Raw genomic sequence first — 24,816 nt, 5'->3', positions numbered from 1 at the left:
TCTCCTAACGACTTCTAACTAAACGTACATAAGCAGTATTTTCTTTTGGATAAGCAAGGTCGTTACCATCACTCATATCAATGATATACGCTTGAGATAAACTGGTACCATCAGCTGCTGTTTGTGAGGTCCAGTAACGTAAATGGCTTAATGCACTTTCACTTGGCATATTAGGAAAAAATGCCTCATCAATTAATATGCTTTGCCCTTGTTTACCGTAATCAATTAAGCCCAAAAGCTCTGTATAAGTAGGTAATCGCCAGTTAGTACCACCACAAAAATCTAAATCATTAACTTCGTTTATATAACTTTGTACTCCACAACTTGTATTGTCCGGACACGTTGAATTGGCTGTACTGGTATCGGTAAAAGTCGTATTCCCTACATCCCAAAAGTAATGATTTTGACCATCACGTAGCGAAGTATTTGGTACCGTGCCAGATGCCACACTTTTCACCTCCCATACAAGCCCAGTAACATTATCGCGTATACAGGTAAAGTCACTACTATCATCACCAACTTCATCAGCAAACTGATTAAGTTTAGTGTAATCAAACGCTAAATTACCTTTGCCAACTTTATCTAAGCGGTTTGCATAGCTATCGCGTCCAAGCTCTGCATCTTGCGCTGGAAAGTCATCACTCTCACAATTAATACGTTGAGTATTGTTATAACACTCACCAACACCACTATCGTTGATGAATCCAAGTGCTTTGGGTGATACATCAACAAATAAGGAGTCTGTATCTGTGCGTCCTTTTGAGTCGGTTACCGTGACTTCAAAGCTCAATGTAGACTCAGTATCAACATCTGAGGCAAAAAATGTCGTTGTACATTGGTCGCTATTGCTTAATGTTTCGCTATTACCGGTAAGTTGTTGCCATTCACACTTATAGGTATCGGTAACTGTTTCGCTATTTGTAGCATCAAGCGTTACTTGCTCAAACTCTTCGACATTTTGATCAGCGCCTGCATTTGCATCCACTAACTCATTTGTTTTGTTGAGTGTCATTGAATATTGAGTGCTCGCCTCGCCACCTTCATCATCAGTGACAGTTAGCTGCCAAGATAAATTCACGTTACTTTCAAGTAATGGATGAGAAAAACTAAGAGTTGATTCATTAAAACTCTCAATATCTAAATCAGGACCCGATAGCAATTGCCACAAATAACTATCAATTTGGCCATTATCATCAGGATCGCTCGACTCTAGGGCACTCAAAGTCACTGTATCTTTGTATACAGAGGGAAGTGTTTCAGGAGATGTTTGTGTAACAACAGCAAGAGGTAGTTGGTTATTAGAGCTCACTGAAATAGAAATGTCGTCACTAACAGCGCTACTACCTGTACTTTGATAGCTCACTCTTAATATTATTTCACTATCAGTTTTTACGTCAGGTGCAGTAAGTGTTTGCTCAGCGCCTTCAAGGGGAAAACCTTCTATGCTTGGGCCACTAACTTGTTGCCATGAAAACGTACCATCAGCGGGGGAACCTTGTGCTGTGATGGTAAATTCAGATTTTTCGATAATTTGTAAATCGGCTCCAGCATTAACAGACGTTTCAACAACTGTATTATCGCTATCACCGCCACCGCCTCCACACGCACTCAGTAAACTACAAGAAATGAGGGGGATTAAAGCAAACGCTTTCATACGCAGCACCTTATTATGTCAAATAATTACTATAGTGTAATCACTAGCAATAAAGATGCCATTAAAGTACTACATATATGTGTCTTGATGAATACGTACAAACAACTTCGTACCGATTTTACTGTAATCTATTTTGTATTCACGCCCGTCTAGAGCTTGAATAAACAGCAACTGCTTTTCTTCGCCAAATACATCAGCGCTACTTACATAAACCATTTCTAAATAACGCTCTTTTGCATCACGGCGGTTTTTAGGTAATTCTTCTTTAAATGGCTCCAGACCATGTTGCGTTACTTTAATTCGAGGATGAATTTCAGAGTTTACAATCACTAAATCATGCTTTTTATCTTTATGTATTATGGTGTTTCGACCACTTTTTAAAAAGGCTCTCTCTTGACTCATTTTTCTTTCCTACAGTCGTAGCTTAATTACTAAGCTGCGACGCTATAAACTGACTAGGCTCGCGCTTCCACTTATTTAAGTTAGCACTAAATGCCCAAATATCTCTATCTAACACGCTGGCAGGCAATAATAAATCGTAACCTGTTAGCTGCTGAAGGTGCTTAGTTCTATTAGCAAACATGGCTATAAGCCCAGTATAGCTTATCCCTTTATGGGATGTGTAATGTGTATCTTCTATTAACCATTCTGATGGGCAATTGCCATTTTTGCAATGTTTTTGAACAACTTGCATAAATAAATTACGCTGCTCTATTAATAATTTCCCTGCAATTCTAGGCGCTATGCTTGATAAAAAGTCGTCTATATCATTTACCTTAACGCCAACCGCATTTAATTCTAAATAGTCAAAGCCATCTTCTACTTTGGGTATTCCACTGTGATGAAAGTTACTATGAGGCATACACCAAGCTCCGTACTTGTGGCAATAAACGAGCTCAGATTCGCTCAATATAAGGCTATGGTATGGTTCTTGAGATTTTAAAAATCCAATAAAAATAGCCACAAGGCACAAGCTCACTAAAAATATTTCAAGTATGCTAATCTCACCCGGCCTCAGTAAATTAAATAACATAATAAAGACTAAGCCTATAGCACCTACAACAATCACCTCAATTGCGTTTCGCGCGCCCTGTGCCCGAAACTTAATGACATTGTCAGATTTATCCATATCGGTAAAACACCATATAAAAAACAAACATAATAATGCCCCAAATTATGACCTTTCTTGTTGTTATACATAAGTTACAGCTAGTTTTAAATTTCATACATTACCGCTTTTTTCTCAACAAAATAGGAACAATGAATAAATCTTATTTACTTTTACGCTTAACGCACAAATTTATGAGATACATAACCGTCTTTTCACGGTCTTATTTCGTACAATACTTACAATTCATTTTCAGGTATGAAATCAATGTACTCAAGACAATCAGGTAAAGCACTTTTTCCATTTATTATTACGTTACTTCTAATATTTAGCGTTTATTTATATTTACCCGCTAGCCACGGCGAACAAGCCGATTCATCACAAATGTCTACCCAAGTAACGGCTCATACTGTTACTTCTGAGGAAAACGCAGTGATGATAGAGGCCATCGGTAGTGCACGTGCAAACCAAGCTATTTATATAAAAAGTGCGCAAAACGATTATGTCACAGATATATATTTTAAAGATGGCGACTTAGTCAGTAAAGGACAAAAATTAGTACAGTTACAAAGCCAACAAGAGCAACTTGCAGTTAAAGAACTCGGTATTAACTTACGTGAGGAAAAACGCCAGTTAGATCGCCTTACCGAACTTTCACGCTCGCAATCAACGGCAAAGTCATTACTTGAAGAGCAGTTATCTCGTGTTGATGCAACAGAGGCCCAACTAGAAAGCGCTAAAACTAAATTAAACGAAATGACTATTAGTGCGCCCTTTTCAGGCCTGTTAGGTAAGCGTGAAATATCAATAGGTGCTTACGTAAGTAATACAACAATAATCACAACACTTGATGATATTAGTATTATTAAAGTTGACTTTAAAGTACCTGAAAAATATTTAGCACAATTAAATATGGGCATGAAAGTGCTTACGCAAAACGATGCCTACCCAGGGCAGACATTTAACGGCAAGGTAACGCATATTAGCTCGCGTATTGATTCGGTAACACGCAGTGTTGAAGTAACTGCAAGTTTTGCTAATAAATCAGGATTACTTCGCCCTGGTATGTTACTAAATACAGCACTTGAGCTAAGCAGTAACCAAGCTTTAATGGTGCCAGAAAAAGCGGTTATCCCTTTACAAGACAAACACTTTGTTTTTCAAATTCAAGACGGAGTAGCCAATAAGGTTGAAGTGCATGTTGCTGGCAGAAATAATGGCTGGGTTGCTATCGATGAAGGTTTAAATGATGGCGAGCAAATTGTTACTGAAGGGCTAATAAAAATTCGCTCTGGTAGTAAAGTAAGCGTAAAGGGGTAATACGTGAAAATTACTGATACTAGCGTTAAACGCCCCGTTTTTGCCATAGTAATTAATTTACTGCTTCTTACTTTTGGTCTGGTTGCATTTACTATGCTGCCACTTCGTGAGTACCCTGATATTGAAACACCAATAGTAAATATCAGCACTGAATACACAGGTGCTTCTGCCGAAATTATAGAAACAAAAATAACGCAAATAATAGAAAATCGAATTTCCGGTATTGAAGGCATTAAAAGTATAAACTCATCTAGTCGTAATGGGCGTTCAAACATTACCATTGAGTTTGATATTAACCGCGATATAGATGCCGCATCTAACGATGTACGCGAACGTGTAGCACGTGCACTTGATAGTTTACCCGATCAGGTACGCCCACCAGAAGTGTCTAAGTCAAATAGTGATGAAAGCCCAATCGCATGGTTTGTATTAAACAGCGAAACAATGGACTCGTTACAGCTCTCTGATTACGCACAGCGCTTTATCGTTGACCGTTTAGCCGTTGTAGATGGTGTATCTAACGTGCGTATTGGTGGTGAGCGCCAATACGCCATGAAAATTTGGCTAAACCGCCAAGCAATGGCTGCACGTGGCATTACCTCGAGCGATATTGAAAATACACTGCGTACAGAAAACGTTGAATTACCTGCCGGCGAAATAGAATCAATAGATCGCGACTTTACCGTGCGTACCGCACGTAGTTATAAAGATCAGCGCGATTTTAAAAACCTTGTTATTAAACGTGGTGAAGAAGGTTATTTAGTGCGTTTAGGTGAAGTTGCCGACGTAAAATTAGAAGCTGCCGATGACGAAAGCTTATTTCGTGGTAACGGGCGCAACATGATTGGCCTAGGAATTGTAAAACAAGCTAAAGCAAACACGCTTACCGTAGTAGATAACGCACGCAGTGAACTTGAAAAAATCAAACGTAACCTACCTGAAGGCACCACAATTCAAGACAGCTACGATTCGTCTGTATTTATTAAAGAATCAATTAGTGAAGTTTACAGCACACTTGCCATCTCTATGGGTTTAGTCGTACTCGTTATATTTTTGTTTTTAGGCAATATACGAGCAACGCTTATTCCTGCGGTTACCGTACCGGTCGCACTTGTTGGTAGCTTTATGTTTTTATTAGCAATGGGCTACTCAATCAACTTACTAACTTTACTTGCATTAGTACTGGCTATTGGTTTAGTAGTAGATGATGCCATTGTAATGCTTGAAAACATTCACCGTCGTATTGAACTGGGTGAGCCGCCATTACTAGCTGCATATAGAGGTGCGCGTGAAGTTGGTTTTGCCATTGTCGCAACCACGCTTGTACTAATATCGGTGTTTGTGCCATTGGTGTTTATGGATGGCCGTATAGGGGCATTATTTACTGAGTTTGCAATGGCGGTAAGTGCTGCCGTATTTTTCTCAAGTGTTACAGCGCTGACTCTCGCACCAGCCTTGTGTTCTAAAGTACTTAAAGTATCAGACAAACCAAATAAATTTAGCCAATGGATGGACCGCCAGTTTACTAAAATTGAAGTAAGTTACCGTAATTCACTCTCCACCAACATAACCCGTAAATGGGGTTTAATGGTGAGCCTATTATTAGCGGGCTTTGTTAGTTACTCGTTGTTTTTACAAGTCCCCTCTGAGCTAACGCCAAAAGAAGACCGTGGCACGTTCTTTATTATGATGAGCGGCCCTGAGGGCGCAAGTTATGAAAATAATGCCGCTAATATGGCTAAAATTGAAGAACGCTTAATGCCTTACTCGCAAGCAGGTGAGCTAAGTCGCGTACTTGTTCGAGTACCTGGCTGGGGTGGCAGCGGCGGTGTTGCTATTGTTGGTATGGCCGATTGGGATAAACGCAAACGCTCAACATGGGAAGTAATGGACGAAATAAGCGGTAAAATGCAAGAAGTTACCGATGTTCGTGCATTTGCCATTATGCGCCGTGGTATTGGCGGTGGTGGTTCATCTCGCCCTATTGAGTTTGTATTGCAAGGTAATGATTATGCACAACTTGCCGATTGGCGTGACCGTATAATTAAGCGTGCTGAACAAAACCCAGGTTTAGTAAGAATCGATCATGATTATAAAGAAACCTTCCCGCAGTTTTTAGTCAGCATAGATAAAAACAAGGCCGCTGATTTAGGCGTTTCTGTATCTGATGTAGGCCGTACACTTGAAACAATGCTTGGCCAGCGCCGTGTTACAACCTTTATTGACCGTGGTGAAGAATACGATGTAATTTTAAAAGGGACTAAAGAAGACTTTACTAACCCTACTGACATTTCAAATATATATCTTAAATCACGAAGCGGTGAACTAGTCCCACTTGATAGCCTTATCAGCTTAAAAGAAGAAGCAACCGCATCGCGCTTAAACCGATACAACCGTATGCGCGCAATTACATTAAGCGCCAACTTAGCCGACGGTTATACGCTTGAGCAAGCGCTTAACTTTTTAAACGAAGTAGCCGCGCAAGAAAACGATATAGATGGCGCCGTAGATTACAAAGGCGAGTCGCAGCTTTATTACGAAGGCGCATCAGCGATGACCTACGTATTTATACTTGCACTCACTGTTACCTTTTTAGTACTGGCAGCACAGTTTGAAAGCTTTATGCATCCGTTCGTCATCATGCTTACCGTACCACTTGGTTTAATGGGCGCTATGTTCGGACTTTGGGCTACAGGACTTACCTTAAATATTTACAGCCAAATAGGTATTGTCATGCTCATAGGGCTAAGTGCTAAAAACGGTATTTTGATTGTAGAATTTACTAACCAACTACGCGATAAAGGCGTTGAATTTAGTGAAGCTATTTTGCAAGCAGCAACTCAGCGTTTGCGCCCTATTATTATGACCTCGCTGACTACGGTTATGAGTTCGGTACCTTTAGTACTTGCTTCAGGTCCGGGCGCTGAAAGCCGTATGGTGATAGGTGTAGTCGTGTTTACTGGGGTTATTGTATCGACCCTACTAACTCTTTTTGTTGTACCTGCTGCATATTATGCACTTGCACGTAACACTCAATCACCTGAATTTTTACAGCAAAAATTAGACAAACAAGCCGCTGAAAAACCTTTCGAAGAGATCTAGCCTCTTAATTGCGCCGTAACCTTGTTGTTGCGGCGCATACAATTTATGCTCGCCTTTAAACCCCATATACATTTTAGGAATACTTATGAGCTCAACAACGCAAGTAGCAACATTTGGTGGCGGCTGTTTTTGGTGTATAGATGCTGCATTTAGACGTGTAAATGGCGTACTAACCGTAAGCTCTGGCTACACCGGCGGTGAAACAAATAACCCAACATATGACTCTGTATGCTCAGGCACAACCGGTCACGCTGAGGTTGTTAAAATTGAATTTGACGCGACTGTAGTTAGCTTTGAAACACTCTTAGCAATGTTTTTCACACTGCATGATGCAACACAATTGAATCGCCAAGGTAACGATATAGGCACACAATATAGAAGTGTGGTTTACTATCACGATGAAGCTCAACTTAAGCAAACCAACGAAATGATAGCTCAACTGCAAAGCCATGTCGCTGAGCCAATTGTGACAGAAGTCAGCCCTGCCACTACGTATTATCCAGCAGAGCATTATCATCAAGATTACTATAACGAAAACCCACAGCAGGGTTACTGTAGTATTTTAATAGCACCTAAGTTACACAAGTTTGAAACCGTATTTAAAGAGTTCTTAGCTGACTAGCTAATTTTAGTAGTTAAACTTAGCTACACATTAAAAAGCCCGACATAAGTCGGGCTTTTTAATATTAATAAATACCGTTAAAACTGGTAGCTTGCGCCTGCAAAAAAGCGACGCTCTGGCGTGTTGTAGTAATACACTTCACCCGTTGTAAAATCAGTGTTTGAATCAACAGCGTTATATTCTTTATCAAATAAGTTTTCTACACGAAGTGAAACTTCAATATGTTCATTTACTTGATAATTACCCGCTAGGTTCCAGAGTGTATAAGAGCCTAAGCGCGTCACAGCACCTTGTCGGTCGCTACGGTATTGCATGTCTAAGCTTGCATCAAAAGCACCAAACTGTTTTGCAAGTTCCCAGTTAAAAGTACGTTTAGCAACATTACGCAACTCTGCGCCCGTTTCTTCGTCTTCAGCGCTTAAGTAAGCAAAGTTAAGGTTGCTATCAAAACCAAAAAACTGCTGAGATAAGCTAAATTCAACCCCTTCGTAACGTGCTTCATCGATATTAGCCAATGCAAAGTTTGCATCGTAATCAATCTTATCTTCTATATCGTTTCTAAATATTGCAATATCAACTTGCGCGATATCAAAATCTACACTCAAACCTAACTCACGGTTTACTGATTTTTCAGGTTGTAAATCAGGGTTACCATAAAGTGGATAATATAAATCGTTAAATGTAGGAGCTTTAAAGCCAGTACTTTGGCTTATACGAAATGTTGCATCTTCAGATAAATGATAACCTGCAGCGGCTGTATACGTTGTTTCGTCGCCAAATTGCTCATCATCATCTTGGCGAACAGTTAAATTAGCCAGTACTTTATCTGCATCATAGTAAGCACCTACAAACACAGCAAGTACATCGCGGCTGTCTTCAACAAATGGTTGCGAACTATGCGACACATCATCGTTGTACCAATTAATACCACCACTAATGTTAAGTTCATTAGATAACAGGTACTGGCCGTTATAATCAATTTGTGTGCGTTTAGTTATAAAGGTACTTGTTGTTGGCCCAACTGAAAAATCAACATAAGTGTTATCTGAATCATCTGTTGAAAGCGCTAAATCAACACTATGCGTTTGGTTAGTGTAGTTTTTACTCCAACCTGCAGAAAGTTGATAGTTTTTAAAATCATCTCGTTCAATCGTACTGTCTGCTGGGCTAAAGCGACTGTCGTAATCTGCATAGCCTTCACTGTATTGGCCTAATAACTTAAAGTCGCCGTAATGTGCATCGGTGTAGTTTACTTTAAAACCAAGGTTTTTATTTTCATAACCATCTTCATCAGGTGCTACGCCTTGCAGTACATCAAAGTTATCTGTTTTTTCAAAGCCTGCGTTAAATGCTGTTGTTATATCATCTGATTTTACAGAGCCTGCAACTTGATAATTTTGATAAGAGTCAGAACCAAATGTAGCGCTTAGGGATAAGTTATCTGACTCACGCGTAATAATATTAATAACACCAGCGAGTGCATCAGAGCCATAAACAGCCGCGCGAGAGCCTTTAATAATTTCTATGCGTTCAATGCTATTTAGAGGGACATTATTTAATGCTTTTTGACCTAGTGTTGCTGAGCCTGTACGTACACCGTCAATTAAAATCAACGTATCGCCAGAGCCCGTACCACGAAGTGACACGCCTGTATTTTGACCAAAACCACCGTTTGGATTAACTTGAAAACCCACTCGCGTGCTTAAAAGTGTAGGTAAATCGCGTACGTTACTAGCTTCTATTTCAGCACGTTCAATAACATTTACACTCGCTAAAACGTCGTTAATTGATTGCTCAAACTTATTAGCTGTAACGGTTATTTTTTCAATTGATTGCTCTGCACCAGACACAGAAAATGAAAGCGCAGCAGAAATTGCAACGCCTAGAGTTGTTTTGTTTAACATGAGATCCCCTACCTTTGCCCACCGCAAAGATTTAAGTAAGTAAGATTGCATCAAGGCCGGTCTCCGGACTCAGTAAGCACATAAAAACATGCAATACTCTACCGTTGCGGGGGCAGTGTTGGGCTTGTAGTCATCATGAAAACGCACCAACTTCCCGATTATCCTGCTAAAAAAATCATTACATGAAGTGGCTAGCAAGCACCTTGAAAATATGCCGTCATTGTGAGCATTTTGTTTACAAATGTCAATGGACGTCTATATAGCTAAAAGCTATTTCAGTTCAGTGCTGTATTATTATAGCTTGAAGGAATACCGTACTTATCAAGTAGCTTCTGAAGTTGCATTTGTGTAGTAGGTAAATTTAATATTTCATCCATTTTGTGACTAGATATTTTATTTGATTGTGAGTTAATCAAAAAATGTGTTTCATACACTGCATCTGGTACGTCACTCTTAAATAGTAAATCCATATTTAAGATATTCTGCTTTTTAAAATACTGATAAGCAATACTGTTTAAAACCCCGACTTCAGCGCGCCTTAATAGCAGCATTTTAACTACATTGAATTCATCGATTGTAAGGCTTACCTGGTGCTCTTCTCTCAAGTATTCGGCATTTGTATTAAATCCTGCAAATTGATACGAGTACCCTAAAACCCCAACTTTGGTTAATTTGTCCAGATTGTCAAAATAAGTTTGCTCTGATGCATTCTCTTTGAGTGTATAAAGCTCGTTTTTGGTGATGGTATAAAATTCAGTTTTTTCAATATTTTTCTGCGTTTTTTTTGGCAACCATTGCATTGCCATTAAAAATAAAACGTCGAAGTTATTTTTTTCAACAGACAAAGTAAGCCTTTTTACAGGTAAAGAAATAAGTATAAAGTTAAATTCCTCCTGTGCGTCGTTTAAAATATTAATAAACTCAGGAGCAAAGCCCTGCTTTTTTTGCGCGTTAATAACAATCGGAAAGTAGCCATTTTCGACCAATACATCAATATCAACTGGCTTTGATAAGCTTGGCTTGGCAAATATAAGCAAAACAAATAACAGAAATAATTGATGGGGTCTCATTTTAATACCTTCTAGAGTGAAGTTTTTATTATATTCAATTAAATATAATAGCTTAAATATCAAAAAGTGGATTAATACATGCAGAACTACGAGAGGATAAGGTGGGAAAGTTGTAAAAAATTAAGTAGCTTTAATCTGTCTGCAAATATAGACAAATTAAAGCACTTTTATTAAAAACAGTTTATAAATTAGTCGCGAAAGTTTTTAAACTGAAAAGGCTGACCTAAATCGGCACTGCGTACTACCTGCATTGCTTCTTGAAGATCGTCACGCTTTTTACCTGTCACACGCACTTCTTCGCCTTGAATAGCGGCTTGTACTTTAACTTTTGAATCTTTAATGGCTTTAACCACTTTTTTGGCCATGTCTTTTTCGATACCTTGCTTTAACCCAACGTTACGAAATACATTTTTCCCTGCACGGCTAATATCTTGAAGTTCTAAACTAGCTACATCCATACCGCGCTTTGAAATTTTTCCCGCTAAAATATCGAACAACTGCATAACTTGAGAGTCAGCTTCTGCTTTAAGCTTAATTGTTTTATCGTTTAGCTCAATAGAAGCATCAACGCCTCTAAAATCAAAGCGAGTCTCTAATTCACGGTTTGCGTTATCAACCGCATTTTTAGCTTCGTTCATTTCTACTTCAGATACAATATCAAATGAAGGCATTAGTATACTCCTAACTATTTAATCTTAATTTTATGTGGCAATTATAACGCTAAAATTATAAATCTTTACATTTTTCTGCATCTTGTTCAGGTGCGATACTAAATTAGTTTGATATACTTGCGCCTCTTTTTTAAGCGATTTTAGGATTTGTCGTGACAAGGCGTGTTTATCAAGCAGTTTTTTTAATCAGCATAGTGGCTTTCACCTTTTTATTTGCTAAAGAAATAAAAGGTGGCGTTGTAAATTTATTCCCTCATGTTGATAAAGTCGCCCATTTTGGGATTTTTTTTATATTAGCCATAATAATGGATAAGGCTTTTAAGCTTCCTTTATATGCTCAAATACTCTTATTAGCAGGCTATGGCGCCTCGATAGAAATAATGCAAGACGCACTACCTTATAGGCAAGCATCACTTGGTGATTTTTTTGCTGATTTTGCAGGTGCTGCAAGCTACTTTTTACTTAGAGTAATTTTTACACCTCGAAAAAAGAACCCACATGGCTAATATTTTAATCGTTGGCGATGGCGCTATTGGCTTATTGCTGAGCCACTTTTTGAGCGCATCGCATAATGTCAGTGTTTTAACTCGTAAAAACCCAACAAACACCCGCTTTTACAGCAGAGCTAAGGGTGCATCAAAAAAAATTGACGCTAAATTTATTTCATTAAATCAGCTAGATAAAGCAACTGAATTTGATGTAATTTTATTTACCGTTAAAGCTTTTCAAGTGCTTGATGCGTTTTCTCAAATAAAGCCATTTTTACCAACACATTGCTCTGTTGTACTTTCGCACAATGGAATGGGCAACGTTGATGAGATAAATAACCAGCTAAACACCCATCAAGCACTCTACTTTTTAACGACAAGCATAGCGGGCTTTAAATCAAACCAATATATTGTGCAACACACAGGTGAAGGACAAAGCGTTATTGGTGGCTGTAATGAGCTTGCACTTCAAAATAGTGCGCCAATAGCTGATATTTTTAAAGTAATACCCAACCTAAAGTTTACTAATAACATTCAGCAGCTTCGTTTTGAAAAGCTACTCGTCAATATTGCCATTAATCCATTAAGCGCTTTAAGTAATGTAAAAAATGGCGAATTACGTGCACCTAAGTACAATACAATAATTTTTAATGCACTCACTGAAGCATGCAATATTGCAAAGGCTCAAGGGCTTAATATCCCATTAATTAAAGCTCTCAATACCGCTTATAAAATAATGGAGTTAACCGCAAATAATTACTCATCAATGCAGCAAGATATAGCTCACAATAGAGAAACTGAAATATCAGCTATATGTGGCTATATTAGCCAACAAGGTAAACTTCACAGTATTCCAACGCCTTACAACGATGAGTTGTTAGTCAAAATTCAGGCAAAAAAAAGCGTGGTATAAACCACGCTTATATAAGCTTTTAACTTTACGGGCGATAAACTTTTACAGTTTCGAAGCCCTGTTCGTGCAGCATAAGTGCCTGTAGTTGGCTCATTACGCCTCTGTCACAATATAAATAGTAGTCGGTGTCTTTTGGTAAATCACCAAACTTAGTAGCCAAACGGAAGAACGGCAAATGCACCACTTCAACACCATCGATTGCAAGCGGTGCAGCTTCTTCTTCTTCTGGTGAGCGAATATCAATTACTACAGAGCCTGCAGGTAAATCAGCAACCGACTCAGCCTCTTTTAGCTCTTGCTTGGCTTCTACGTCAATATCGCGTACATCCATTATGCGCGCGTTATTTACTACGGTATCTAGCACATCAAAATCGAACTTTTCTTCTTCGGCTTCTATTACTTCAATTTTGGCTTTAACTGTCGGCTTTTTAGAAATAACACCACAATATTCAGGCATCGTTTCAGCCATTTCAGCTGTACCAATTTGGCGAGCAAGATTAATAATTTCTTGTTTATCATTTTGAATTAGCGGGCGTAAAATAAGCGTTTCAGTAACGCGGTCAATCACGCTTAAGTTCGCTAATGTTTGACTAGATACTTGGCCAATACTTTCACCAGTGACAAGCGCCTGAATGTTTAACTTTTCAGCCACTACACTTCCAGCCCGCATCATCATACGTTTAAGTACAACACCCATTTGGCTGTTTTCAACGTTTTCTAGAATTTCAGCAACAACAGGTTCAAAATCAACTGTTATAAATTTAACTTTATGTGTTGAGCTGTATTTTTTCCATAAAAAATAGCTCGCTTGCTTAACACCAATCTCGTGCGCTGCGCCACCTAGATTAAAGAATAAAAAGTGCGTACGTGCGCCTTTACGAATCATTTGGTAACTTGCTACGCCAGAGTCAAAACCACCCGACATAAGCGAAAGCACGTCTTCTTGCGTTGGTAGTGGAAAGCCCGCCATACCAAAATGCGTTTGCGAAACAATATAAGCTTTATCGTCTTTTACTTCTAAGCGTATTGTTACTTCTGGACGGCTAAGTTTAACGCTTGCGCCTTCAATATGTTGATTTAGCCCACCACCAACATAACGCTCTAAATCAGTCGAGGTAAAGTCGTGTTGGCCTATACGCTTAGCACGCACACAAAAGGTTTTACCCACAATTGTATGACCCACTAACGCTATTGTTTTTTGATAGATATCATCGAGAGTTTCAAATTGCGTCTCAGTTACTTCAATAAACTGAACGATACCAGGTATGCGTTTAAGGCTGTCGATAAAATCAAGGCGAACTTGTGCATCTTCAAGCTTTGTAACAACTGAAATATTATCCCAGTTATTTCTTACTTGTACTTTTTCGTCAAGACGTCGCAATACAATCTTAATGTTATTTTCTAACACTTTAGTAAAGCGTTTACGGACCGAACGGCTTTTGATGGCTATTTCAGGATGTAGTTTGACGATAAATTTAAGCATAGTTCACTCTTAGACTGCGGGAATTCGCGCTCCCAGGCATTTGGCGCGCGATTATAGCAAAAAATCCAGCGTCTAGGAAACAACCAAAGGGCAACGGCTAAACAACAGTTGGGGCTTGTTGCGCTAATTCGGTGTATTTTTCTCGTAATAGGTTCATTTTATTAATACTTTTATCGGTACTGTACGCTCTAAATAATGTAAGTACTTTTAAAATACCGTGATATATATCTTGCTCAGCAAGGGTACCGCTTGGCCTACGAGCCTTAATATAAGGCGTCCAAAAGCTAACAGTTAACTTTAGTGTATGGGCTAAATCAATGACATCTTGCTCATCAATAGCAATCATTTCACTATCGCGAAGACCTAGAATAATTTTACGAACTTGCTCTAATAACTCTAACTGAAAATCAATGTAAGCTTGTTTTAGCTCAGTGTCTCTGGCGAGTATATCGCCAAGATTGTCGTAAAAAAAATGGTAACGCCACATTAATTCAAATAACGAATCTAAATAAGCCGTTAAATGATTAAATGCATCATCATCTTTATTAATAGGTTTAAAGTGAGTATTTAAATGATCGCGATACAGCGCAAAAATATGACGGATAATGTCTTCTTTATTTTTAAAATGATAATAAAGATTACCCGGGCTCATCCCTAAGTTTGATGCAATATGATTTGTCGTTATTGCTCGCTCACCATTTTCGTTAAACAACAAAATACTGGTGTGTATTATTTTATCCTTGGTATTCATATGCTAATACTCAAATTATCTATAGGCTACATTACACTCAAAAGAGGTAAACAGTATAAACAAATATGAATCATTAAAACACTCAAACCTTGGACTGACCTGTTCAAAGAAAGTAAGTGTTTATATGCTTTATTAGCTAGGCTGCTTTGTGGCATAAACACTGTTAAACTAGCGCTAAAATCATAAATAGTGAACATTATGAAAGTTATTGCAATTTACCCAGGCACCTTTGATCCACTAACCAATGGTCATACAGATCTTATTCAACGTGCAGCTAAAATGTTTGATACCGTATTAGTTGCGGTTGCGAACAACCCAAGTAAAAAACCCTGTTTTAACCTTGAAGAACGTGTTGAACTTGCAAACTCTATTTTAAGTCACTTAGATAATGTTAAGGTCATTGGTTTTTCTGGCTTATTGGCTGACCTTGCGCGCGATCACAATGCTAATGTGCTTATACGTGGTATTAGGGCTGTATCTGATTTTGACTATGAATTTCAATTAGCTAACATGAACCGCCGCCTGAATCCTGATTTAGAAAGTGTATTTTTAACACCCGCAGAGCGAAATTCATTTATTTCATCAACGCTTGTTAAAGAAGTAGCACGTCACAATGGTGATGTAAGCGAGTTTGTAGACCCTGTAATTGTCAAAGCGCTAAAAACTAAATTGGGCTGTGGTGCCAGTTAATAATAAATAAGGCCTGTTAGCACTGAAATCCATTACTAATAGGCCCTTTTATTAAACACTTTATTTAGCTTTCCTTCTAACCAAGCAAGTTTTAAAATATCTTTACCTATAAAGAAAACTAAAACCATGGTCAAATCTGTAAAATTTATACCTACTATGTACACCCACCAGAACCACCAAAATTCATAATGGTGCATAACATCATTATCTATATACATTGCAAAAAATAGTAAGGTGTTTATACCTAAACCAAATAATAAATAAATGTATACACCGCTAATTTTTATAAAAAAACCAGATAAAATAATAACAAATAGAGTAATACTATCGAATAAGAAAAAATCGAAGTAAGTTATCGAATCCATATCAATAAAAATACTAGAAGAGTAAGAAAGTGCCATGATGAAAGATAGCCAAACAATGCTTTTATCTGCGTTATTTATAGAGCTTACTAAAGAATATAGAAAAGCCATCAAAAAGCCCCACTGTACAAAAGCACCTATATAAAAAGAGATGTTTGTATTTAAAAGTAGCTCAATCATCTTACTCCAACACTAGATAAAAAATTATTATACCGCTTTACATATTACGGCAACATCAGAAAAGGCACAAAATCACTCTTCTTTTAAGTTGAGCTATACTGCCTCAGCGATCCAAACTTAACTTTCTAACACACCTTAAAAGCTTGTTTAAGCCTAAAACATCCTTATTGATGATTAATACCAATGCCATTGTAAAGTCGACAAAATACATTCCAAAAATATAAACAGTCCAAAACCACCAATAGTAAAGAGTACCTGCAATTTCAATATCGTAGTGCATACCTAAGAATAAACATGCATTAATAAAAAGGCCTACAATTAAATAGAAGAAAACAATTGGTACTAATTTTTTATATATAAATCGCCAAAGTATCAGGGCGCTAATAGTAGCAAGATCATAATAGAAGTAATTTAGGTGAAGATTTTCAATAAGTGGATCCATAAAAAGACTAGATATATATGAGGCCATCATTATAAATGAAAGATGCGTTCTACTTTTATCATTTTTATTAATACTCGCTGATAGGTTATATAAAAATGCGATTAGGAAGAACCATGTAAATAGTATTGCTACGTTATATCCTAAATCTACCAGAGCCCAAAGTATGTCAGCCACTACTATTATTCCTTTTCATAATACTATTGTGGAACCATATTTTAATTGCAGCTAAAGCTAAAAAATCTTTGTTTATAAAAAATATAGCTAGCATCATAAAGTCGGCTAAATTAATAACAATTGAATAAAAAAACCAAAACCACCAAGGTTCATAATTATTAAAAACTGACACATCTATATACATACCAAGAAATAATGATGAGTTTATAGTCAGCCCTAACAACAAGTAGATCGATATAAGATTTTCAATAATGAAAAACCTTAAAATAAAGATGGCTAAAATAGTTGCTATATCAAACAAAAAGAGCTCAAGGTACGATATGTGTTGTATATCGATAAACAGGCTTGAGGAGTAAGAAATTGACATAACAAATGATAACCATACAGCTTCTTTTTTAGGTGTGTTAATACTTACAACTAATGAGTACAAAAAGGCCATTAAAAAGCCCCACTGTACAAATGCACCTATGTAAAAAGAAATTACTGGATTAACTAGAATATTATCCATTTTTTTTGAGATTTTTATTGAATACTAGTGACAGAATCATTAAAACATCGAACATATTAACGCCAACAGAATAAACACTCCAATACCACCAAGGCTCATAGTTATATAAAACGTATAGGTCATAATGCATTATGAGAGTGAGTACAGCATTTGTTGTTAACGCAAAGATGATGAAGTGAAAGGCTGCAGAACGTTGGAGTACTTTTAAGTGCTCTAAAATTAATAGAGCTAAAATTGTGATTAAATCATAAAGCGCCCAGTTTAAATATAAACTTTCTAATAAGTTTATATAACCACTGGAAATATATGAGCAGAGCATAAGCGCAGATAAATAAACCGAGGATTTATTTTCTTTATTTATACTGGAGGCTAAACAATATAAGAAGGCCATTAAAAAGCCCCATTGAGAGAAAGCTTCTACATAATCCATCAGGGCTTCAGTAACGTACATTTAAGCTAGGTTACTTTATGGGTATCGTTTGACTTGAAGTAGCTGAGAGTTTTATTTTTTAATTTATGAAGACCGAGAAAGTCTCTATCTACAATAAGAGCTACAACCATTGTTAAATCAATAATAAAAACAGATATTGTATAAATATCCCAAAATATCCACGGCTCTTGATTGCCATAAATAAACATATCAATATGCATTGATAAGGTTAAAACTAAGTTTACGCTCAAACCTATTATTAAATATAAAAAAGAATCTGAAGTTTTTCTAATGAAGGCAAAGGCTATAAACAAACATATAATTGTAGCCAAATCGTAAATAACCCAATCTAAATAAGTAATATTATATATTGACAGCCAAGTAAGAAAATAATCAGATGATGAGTATGAAGTCATCATAATGAATGAACTGAGTAATAAAGTTGTGCCTCTTTTAACATCTAAGCTGTAAACAAAAATATTAAAAAAGAAGGCCATTAGAAAAGCCCACATTATCAAAGCTGAAAGCGAGAAAAAACCAAATAACTCAGTTAAAAACATTAAAAACCTTAAAATTACTTAGGGCGGAGACCACCTGGCAATATGATAGAACCGCGCTGTAAGCTATCACTACTTGCTGCAGAGATAGCCTCTTGAGAGATACTCACTGTATCAGATTGCAGGGTTTTAGGGCTAGCAGTTTGTTCCATTGCAGGCTTTAATTGTTGTGTTTTGTTGTATGCTTGCATTTGTAATTGGCTATTAGCTGAAACTTGCATGTGATTGATCCTTGTAAAAGTTTTAATTATATTTGGTGCAACTTTTAACCACATTATTATGTAGATAAATGCATTACCTGTTTTAAGCAGTGATAGCTATTTTGCTACCTATCTTATACATAGCAATCAATGTGCCAACTTTTTTTGACACATTAAAATTCACTCAAAAAATATAACCCAACCAAACAACTCCGACCAGTTTACTGCAAATATAAAAAAACGCACAGGGATAACCGTACGTTTTTTGTATCCAGGGAGTTTAAGCTACGTATTTACACGGGATCTCCGCACGTGTACTTAGCTTCAAAATATATTCCATTGCTACTTCGTCACAATTTTCTTTACGAAGGCAAAGTTCACAATCTTTCATTACTTTTTCAGGCAAAGAGTCTTTGCTACAAAAAGTAAAACGTTGTTGTTCAAAAAAATCGGGTACACGGGTCAATACAATAACTCGGTTAAGTGCCAATTTTTTGGCTTTAGCAAGTAGGTGCTCTACAAGCTGTCTACCCTGCCCCGTCACTTTACTTTTTGGGTCTATACCCAATGAGCGTATTTCAGCAAGGCCGGTATCGTAAATGTATAACGATGCACAGCCCGACACTTTTCCATTTATTTCAGTAACTGCAAACTCGTTAATAGAGTGCACCATATCGCTTTTTGCACGAGGTAGGTTTTCGCCTACCGTTGCCCAATGCTGTATAAGTGTGGCTATTGCCTCTACATCATCTAAATTTGCATCACGTACCGTTATTTGCTGTTTTTTTTTGGCTTCTTTAACAGCATTAGTTACTTGCTCAATAGACGTCCCACCAAGCGCTTGACGCGCTTTTATACACGCATCAATTTCAAGTACTGGGTAAACATCGTCTTCAAATACAGTGTTTACTGATTTGTACTGCTCAAGTGATAGCTCCTCAAGCGTTTTACCTTCGCTAATCGCAAGCTGTACAAGTACACCCACAATGTGATGCCCTTCTCTGAATGGCACACCTTTAGCAACTAAGTAATCAGCAAGCTCGGTGGCATTAGCGTGGCCGCCTTTTGCCGCTGCTAACGTTTTATCGCCATTTACTTTTACGCCTTTAATACATGCTTGCGCCATATGAATACATGCAAGCCATGTTGGCATAGCGTCAAACAGGCCTTCTTTGTCTTCTTGCATATCTTTATTGTATGCAAGTGGCAGTGCCTTTAATGTCATCATCATAGCGCTAAATGCACCAAATACACGTCCGGTTTTACCGCGAATAAGCTCGAGTGCATCAGGATTTTTTTTCTGAGGCATGAGCGATGAGCCTGACGTGACGTTATCAGCAAGCTCTATAAATCCGGCTTCACCCGAATTATAAAAAATCAGATCTTCAGACATACGAGATAAGTGAATCATCGAAATAGACGCACAACTTAAAAGATCTAACACGAAGTCACGATCAGATACGCCATCAAGACTATTTTTTGTAGCCGCTGTAAAACCTAATCCGTGGGCTAATGCTTGGCGATCAATCGGATAAGCTGTACCTGCTAATGCACCACTGCCTAATGGGCAAAAATTCATACGCGCTTTAGCATCTTGCAGGCGGCTTTCATCGCGCTCTAGCATTTCTACATACGCCATACACCAGTGGCTAAACAATACTGGTTGTGCGCGCTGTAAATGCGTGTAACCTGGTAATATTGTGCCAAGCTCTCGCTCTGCAAGCGCTACAAACTCGCCTTTTAGCTGTGCAATGGCATCTAGTAAATGATCGGCTGTATCACGGCACCATAGTCTAAAATCGGTAGCAACTTGGTCATTACGGCTTCGGCCTGTATGTAATTTTTTAGCTAAATCACCTACTTTTTCAATGAGAGCAGCTTCAACATGTGAATGAATGTCTTCTGCACCTGAAGTAGCAACTGATTGTGGATCAGCTTTAACTTCTTCAAGTAGCTCATTTAATGCAGCAACTAATTTTGTATGCTCATCACTTGAAAGTACATTTACCTGTTCAAGTGCACCAGCCCATGCCACAGAGCCAATAATATCTTGCTCTGCTAACTGGTAGTCAAAGGGAAGAGAGTCGTTAAATTGCTTAAACGCCTCATCTGGACCCGTAGAAAAACGTCCGCCCCATAATGCCATGAAATCTCTCCAAACCCTGTAGTGCCCCTTTTATAAGGGGCTATAAATAATTTACTTTTTAGCCAATGCTGAAATTCTGCTTGAAAGCGAGAATAAACGAATAAAGCCTTCAGCGTGTGATTGGTCGTACACATCATCTTCGCCAAATGTAGCAAATGCTTCGCTGTATAAGCTATTTGGTGATTGCTTTTGAACCGCAGTTACTTGACCTTTATATAATTTAAGTACCACTTCACCTGTTGCCACTTTAGAAAGTGCTTCTGCACCGGCTAAAATAGAATCTTTAAGTGGTGTAAACCAACGTCCGTCATACACTAAATGTGAAAATTCACCACCTAGTACTTCTTTCCACTTACGGCTTGCTTTATCAAGCACTAGCTCGTCAATGGCTTGAAGCGCAGCCATAATTACTGTGCCACCTGGTGTTTCATAACAACCGCGTGACTTCATGCCAACTAAACGGTTTTCTACAATATCAACACGTCCAACGCCATGAGGTGATGCAATATCGTTTAATTTAACTAAACAGTCATATGGTTTAAGTTCTTCGCCATTTACAGCAACCACTTCGCCTTCAACAACTTTTAAAGTTACTAGTTCTGATTTATCTGGTGCTTGCTCTGGAGAGTTAGTCCAAGTCCATACTTGCTCAGTTGGTTGGCACCATGGATCTTCAAGCTCACCACCTTCGTGCGAAATATGCCAAGCGTTAGCATCACGGCTATAAATTTTTGTAGCAGATGCTGAACACGGAATGTCACGCTCTGCTAAGTAATCAAGTAATGATTCACGACTCGATAAGTCCCACTCACGCCATGGCGCAATTACTTTTAAATCTGGAGCAAGGGCCGCAAAACATGATTCAAAACGAACTTGGTCATTACCTTTACCAGTACAACCATGAGAAAGTGCATCAGCACCTACTTTACGTGCAATTTCAACTTGTGCTTTAGCAATAATAGGACGCGCCATAGACGTACCTAGTAAATAAGTACCTTCGTAAATCGAGCCCGTTTTAAGTGTTGGATAAATGTAATCACTTACCATTTCATCTTTTAAATCAACTACGTAACATTCTGAAGCACCTGAAGCGATTGCTTTAGCTTCTACGCCTTCAAGTTCTTCTGCGCCTTGACCTACATCCGCTACAAACGCAACAACTTCACAACCGTAGTTTTCTTTTAACCATGGCACGATAGCCGATGTATCAAGACCACCTGAATAGGCTAAAACGACTTTTTTAATTGAACTCATAGGTGTTCCTTAACAAAATTTGGATTTAGTAATGTAACTAGCAAAGCATTTTGCGCGTGCATGCGATTCTCTGCTTGTTGAATAATTTTCGATGCTGGACCATCCATTACCTCAGAGGTAATTTCAAATTCACGGTGTGCCGGTTGGCAATGTAATACCGTAGTTGCACCTGTTTGATCTAGCAATGCCTGATTTAATTGATAAGGCATATATTTTTCTTTAACTTGCTCAAGCGGTGTTGTATCACCCATTGATACCCAAGTATCTGCATATACAACGTTTGCACCAACAGCCGCTTCAACACGGTCACTTACCATCACTGATGCGCCATTCATTGCCGCTATTTGCTCTGCCTTTTTAAGGATTTGCGAATCAGGCGAGCTGCCTTTTGGCGTTACAGCAACAAAATCAGTGCCAAGCGTTGCCGCTAAAAGCATTAATGAATGAGTTACATTGTTGCCCTCACCTAAGTAAGCCACTTTAAGCTCGCTCACATCGCCGTGAACTTCTTGAAGCGTTAAAAAATCAGCAAGAGCTTGGCATGGGTGGTATAAATCACACAAACTATTTACTACCGGTACTGATGCGTATTCACCTAATGTAGTTAATGTGCTGTGCTGATTTACGCGTGCAACAATACCATCGGCCCAAGTAGAAATATTAAGTGCGAAATCTTTAATTGATTCACGTGCACCCATAGCGCCATTTTGCTGATCTAAATAAACTGCATGGCCACCAAGGCGGTTAATACCTATATCAAACGATAAGCGAGTACGTAAACTTTGTTTTTCAAACAATGTTACGATTGATTTTCCCGCTAATACGTTGCTGTATTTTTCTGGTTTTGCTTTTATATCTTGCGCTAACTTTAATAAATTAAGTGCGCCTTCTTGGTCTAACTCTAAACCCGTTAAAAAATTCTCAAACATAATAAACCTATGGTGTAATCTTAGTTCCGACATGCTCGCCTTGTAGCAGAGCAGTTAAATTTTCTGGCTTTTGCCAGCTGGAAATATACACACCGCGTCGTAAATGTTGGGCAGCGTGAAGGCTGGTCTTAACTTTGACCTCCATCCCGCCCACAATTACTCCATTTGTAATTAAAGTATCAATGTGTTTTGTGTCAAGTTGATGTAACGGCTGTTTATTTTCGTCAAGCACTGCTTCAACATCCGTCATAAAAATAAGCTCAGCATTTAAGTTACTAGCAATAGCCGCTGCTGCTTCATCTGCATTTACGTTGTACCAAAGCCCTTGCTCATCAAAGCCTATAGAGCTAACAATCGGTAGGCGACCGATTTTAAGTAAATCATTAACAATAGAATCGTCGTTGCTTTTACATTTACCCACTAAGCAAAGCGCTTTTAGCTTTTGAGTGGCAGTAACACCTGCCTCAAAAAGGCTTAAGCCCACAGGTTTGTGCCCTGCACTAATAGCTTGAGTCATTAATTGTTTATTAGCGCAACCTGCGAGTGCACCCACTATATAAGGCATTTGCTCTGCTGGGCTAATACGTAATCCTTGGTGTTTAGCACTGGCAAAACCCGCTTGTTTTAACCATGTATCAACTAAAGCGCCACCGCCATGTACAATCACAAACTCATCATTTGTTTGCTCATTTAATACATCAAACAACGCTTTTGCTGCATTTTCTGTATTAAGTACTGCACCACCTAGTTTAATTACCCACGTTTTTTTACTCATTTAAAACGCTCCTTTTAAACCAGTGGTATGATCTAAATTCATAGAAATATTAATACACTGTAAAGCTTGTCCAGCAGCGCCTTTTAATAAGTTATCAATAGCAGACATCACAATTAACTGCGTTCCTTGTTGCTGCCAGCCAATATCAACAAATGGCTGCTTAGCTACACCTTTAATTGAAGGTACTTTATCGCCTAATAAACGAATTAATGGCTCGCTCGAAAGTACTTGATAAGCCGATGCAACGTTTTCCTTGGTAACGCCTGGCTTAAGCTGTACATAAATAGTTTCTAAAATACCGCGCGGAAAATTACCTAGATGCGGTGTAAACAACACTTTGTGGCCAAGGTGTTGTTCAATTTCAGGGCCGTGGCGATGGTTAAACAAACCATAAGGTGCAAGCGACACTTCACAAAAATGCGTTCCTACACTGGCTTTACGCCCTGCGCCTGTAACGCCCGAAACCGCATTAATAATAATACTTTCGCTGCTTAATAAGCCTGCTTGCTTAAGCGGTTTTAGCGCATTAAGCGCTGCTGTTGGGTAACAGCCTGCAACAGCAATTAGCTTTGCATTAGCGATAGCATCATGGTTCCACTCAGCTAGACCGTAAGCCGCTTCATTTAAAAGCTCTGGATGTTGATGCTCAAAACCATAGTAAGTAACGTAGTCGTCATTGCTTGCTAAACGATAGCCACCAGATAAATCAAATACCTTTTTACCCATAGCTAAAAATTGCGGCGCTAGATCAACACTTACTTTGTGATCGGTACATAAGCATACGTAATCAGCATCACTTTGAATGTCATCAAAAGCTGATACGCTAAGAGGAAGTAAAGGGCAGTCTAGTAAGCCAAGGTGCTCTGGGTATAAATCACTTAGCAATTTATTTTTATCTAAGCTACCCTCAGATACATAACAGCCTGTTAAAGTTAAGTTTGGATGCTTAGCAACTAAACTTGCTAACTCTGCGCCGCTGTATCCGCTTGCGCCAATAATCACTACATTCATTTGTTACTCGTTATCTTAAAATTAATTACTACTTATCTATAATGTTCGCTTAAACTAGCTTAGACGCTAATT

24 protein-coding genes and 1 riboswitch are annotated in these 24,816 nt (G+C 38.3%); of the genes, 6 read left to right on the top strand and 18 right to left on the bottom strand.

The genetic code is table 11. The features are described 5' to 3' along the window. Positions 1–4 precede the first annotated feature (4 nt). The 3 genes from H5157_RS01505 to H5157_RS01495 form a co-directional block, all read right to left on the bottom strand. Positions 5–1,654, bottom strand: a complete 1,650-nt coding sequence (locus H5157_RS01505; protein ID WP_182711515.1) for a DUF1566 domain-containing protein — start codon at positions 1,652–1,654, stop codon at positions 5–7. Between the two features lie 69 nt (positions 1,655–1,723). After that, positions 1,724–2,056: a hypothetical protein gene (locus tag H5157_RS01500; protein ID WP_024596875.1), complete on the bottom strand. Its 333-nt coding sequence runs from the start codon at positions 2,054–2,056 to the stop codon at positions 1,724–1,726. Positions 2,057–2,078: 22 nt separating this feature from the next. Further along, positions 2,079–2,783, bottom strand: coding sequence for a DUF2982 domain-containing protein (locus tag H5157_RS01495; RefSeq protein WP_002958747.1), 705 nt, complete (start codon positions 2,781–2,783; stop codon positions 2,079–2,081). 246 nt (positions 2,784–3,029) lie between these two features. Here H5157_RS01495 and H5157_RS01490 point away from each other — a divergent pair, with 246 nt between their 5' ends. The 3 genes from H5157_RS01490 to msrA all read left to right on the top strand — a co-directional run bounded on the left by H5157_RS01490 (position 3,030) and on the right by msrA (position 7,806). Beyond that, positions 3,030–4,082 (top strand): efflux RND transporter periplasmic adaptor subunit, encoded by a 1,053-nt coding sequence (locus tag H5157_RS01490; RefSeq protein WP_182723982.1) that lies wholly within the window; start codon positions 3,030–3,032, stop codon positions 4,080–4,082. A 3-nt stretch (positions 4,083–4,085) separates the two neighbouring features. Further along, on the top strand, positions 4,086–7,184 hold the full coding sequence (locus H5157_RS01485) for an efflux RND transporter permease subunit (protein WP_024603401.1): 3,099 nt from the start codon (positions 4,086–4,088) through the stop codon (positions 7,182–7,184). A gap of 85 nt (positions 7,185–7,269) precedes the next feature. Beyond that, on the top strand, positions 7,270–7,806 hold the full coding sequence (gene msrA / locus H5157_RS01480) for a peptide-methionine (S)-S-oxide reductase MsrA (protein ID WP_024595951.1): 537 nt from the start codon (positions 7,270–7,272) through the stop codon (positions 7,804–7,806). A gap of 77 nt (positions 7,807–7,883) precedes the next feature. Here the strand turns inward: msrA and H5157_RS01475 are convergent, their stop codons facing one another. The 3 genes from H5157_RS01475 to H5157_RS01465 form a co-directional block, all read right to left on the bottom strand. Continuing rightward, positions 7,884–9,710 carry a TonB-dependent receptor domain-containing protein gene (locus H5157_RS01475; RefSeq protein ID WP_182723981.1) on the bottom strand — a complete coding sequence of 609 codons (1,827 nt, stop codon included), beginning with the start codon at positions 9,708–9,710 and terminating at the stop codon, positions 7,884–7,886. 36 nt (positions 9,711–9,746) lie between these two features. After that, positions 9,747–9,931, bottom strand: a riboswitch (cobalamin riboswitch). A 54-nt stretch (positions 9,932–9,985) separates the two neighbouring features. Next, positions 9,986–10,780 carry an ABC transporter substrate-binding protein gene (locus H5157_RS01470; protein WP_182723980.1) on the bottom strand — a complete coding sequence of 265 codons (795 nt, stop codon included), beginning with the start codon at positions 10,778–10,780 and terminating at the stop codon, positions 9,986–9,988. A 188-nt stretch (positions 10,781–10,968) separates the two neighbouring features. Then, positions 10,969–11,451, bottom strand: a complete 483-nt coding sequence (locus H5157_RS01465; protein WP_002958753.1) for a YajQ family cyclic di-GMP-binding protein — start codon at positions 11,449–11,451, stop codon at positions 10,969–10,971. Positions 11,452–11,603: 152 nt separating this feature from the next. Here H5157_RS01465 and H5157_RS01460 point away from each other — a divergent pair, with 152 nt between their 5' ends. Continuing rightward, positions 11,604–11,957 carry a VanZ family protein gene (locus tag H5157_RS01460; RefSeq protein WP_002958754.1) on the top strand — a complete coding sequence of 118 codons (354 nt, stop codon included), beginning with the start codon at positions 11,604–11,606 and terminating at the stop codon, positions 11,955–11,957. Then, complete coding sequence (locus tag H5157_RS01455) at positions 11,950–12,852, top strand: ketopantoate reductase family protein (protein WP_182723979.1); 903 nt, start codon at positions 11,950–11,952, stop codon at positions 12,850–12,852. The genes H5157_RS01460 and H5157_RS01455 overlap by 8 nt, the downstream gene beginning before the upstream one ends. A 25-nt stretch (positions 12,853–12,877) precedes the next feature. On the opposite strand, the gene thiI is transcribed toward H5157_RS01455, so the two are convergent. Then, a complete protein-coding gene (gene thiI, locus H5157_RS01450; protein ID WP_149602230.1) occupies positions 12,878–14,335 on the bottom strand; it encodes a tRNA uracil 4-sulfurtransferase ThiI in 1,458 nt (485 codons plus the stop codon). 97 nt (positions 14,336–14,432) lie between these two features. Next, positions 14,433–15,086 (bottom strand): TetR/AcrR family transcriptional regulator, encoded by a 654-nt coding sequence (locus H5157_RS01445; RefSeq protein WP_182723978.1) that lies wholly within the window; start codon positions 15,084–15,086, stop codon positions 14,433–14,435. Positions 15,087–15,284: 198 nt separating this feature from the next. On the opposite strand from H5157_RS01445, the gene coaD reads away from it, so the two are divergent. After that, positions 15,285–15,776 (top strand): pantetheine-phosphate adenylyltransferase, encoded by a 492-nt coding sequence (coaD, locus tag H5157_RS01440; RefSeq protein WP_024595945.1) that lies wholly within the window; start codon positions 15,285–15,287, stop codon positions 15,774–15,776. A gap of 35 nt (positions 15,777–15,811) precedes the next feature. On the opposite strand, the gene H5157_RS01435 is transcribed toward coaD, so the two are convergent. The 10 genes from H5157_RS01435 to argC all read right to left on the bottom strand — a co-directional run bounded on the left by H5157_RS01435 (position 15,812) and on the right by argC (position 24,744). Further along, positions 15,812–16,318 (bottom strand): hypothetical protein, encoded by a 507-nt coding sequence (locus tag H5157_RS01435; protein ID WP_154903485.1) that lies wholly within the window; start codon positions 16,316–16,318, stop codon positions 15,812–15,814. Between the two features lie 103 nt (positions 16,319–16,421). Beyond that, positions 16,422–16,934 (bottom strand): hypothetical protein, encoded by a 513-nt coding sequence (locus H5157_RS01430; RefSeq protein ID WP_182723977.1) that lies wholly within the window; start codon positions 16,932–16,934, stop codon positions 16,422–16,424. Positions 16,935–17,434: 500 nt separating this feature from the next. Next, a complete protein-coding gene (locus H5157_RS01425; RefSeq protein ID WP_259399336.1) occupies positions 17,435–17,872 on the bottom strand; it encodes a hypothetical protein in 438 nt (145 codons plus the stop codon). Positions 17,873–17,898: 26 nt separating this feature from the next. After that, the gene (locus H5157_RS01420) at positions 17,899–18,432 is read right to left on the bottom strand and encodes a hypothetical protein (protein WP_182196481.1); all 534 of its coding nucleotides are present in this window, start codon (positions 18,430–18,432) and stop codon (positions 17,899–17,901) included. A 14-nt stretch (positions 18,433–18,446) separates the two neighbouring features. Then, on the bottom strand, positions 18,447–18,650 hold the full coding sequence (locus H5157_RS01415) for a hypothetical protein (protein WP_165727584.1): 204 nt from the start codon (positions 18,648–18,650) through the stop codon (positions 18,447–18,449). 259 nt (positions 18,651–18,909) lie between these two features. After that, the gene (argH, locus tag H5157_RS01410; RefSeq protein ID WP_149602222.1) at positions 18,910–20,775 is read right to left on the bottom strand and encodes an argininosuccinate lyase; all 1,866 of its coding nucleotides are present in this window, start codon (positions 20,773–20,775) and stop codon (positions 18,910–18,912) included. A gap of 51 nt (positions 20,776–20,826) precedes the next feature. Then, positions 20,827–22,029 carry an argininosuccinate synthase gene (locus H5157_RS01405; RefSeq protein ID WP_007377844.1) on the bottom strand — a complete coding sequence of 401 codons (1,203 nt, stop codon included), beginning with the start codon at positions 22,027–22,029 and terminating at the stop codon, positions 20,827–20,829. Beyond that, positions 22,026–22,958, bottom strand: a complete 933-nt coding sequence (locus H5157_RS01400) for an ornithine carbamoyltransferase (RefSeq protein WP_002958764.1) — start codon at positions 22,956–22,958, stop codon at positions 22,026–22,028. The genes H5157_RS01405 and H5157_RS01400 overlap by 4 nt, the downstream gene beginning before the upstream one ends. 7 nt (positions 22,959–22,965) lie before the next feature. Next, a complete protein-coding gene (argB, locus tag H5157_RS01395) occupies positions 22,966–23,733 on the bottom strand; it encodes an acetylglutamate kinase (RefSeq protein WP_002958765.1) in 768 nt (255 codons plus the stop codon). Then, on the bottom strand, positions 23,734–24,744 hold the full coding sequence (argC, locus tag H5157_RS01390; RefSeq protein ID WP_024596072.1) for an N-acetyl-gamma-glutamyl-phosphate reductase: 1,011 nt from the start codon (positions 24,742–24,744) through the stop codon (positions 23,734–23,736). Between the last annotated feature and the right edge of the window lie 72 nt (positions 24,745–24,816).

The sequence above is a fragment of the Pseudoalteromonas sp. SG43-3 genome (genome assembly GCF_014164385.1).
GTDB classification, from domain to species: domain Bacteria; phylum Pseudomonadota; class Gammaproteobacteria; order Enterobacterales; family Alteromonadaceae; genus Pseudoalteromonas; species Pseudoalteromonas distincta.
The sequence above is the reverse complement of the archived record's forward strand: the minus strand, read 5'-3'. Positions and strand labels throughout refer to the sequence as shown.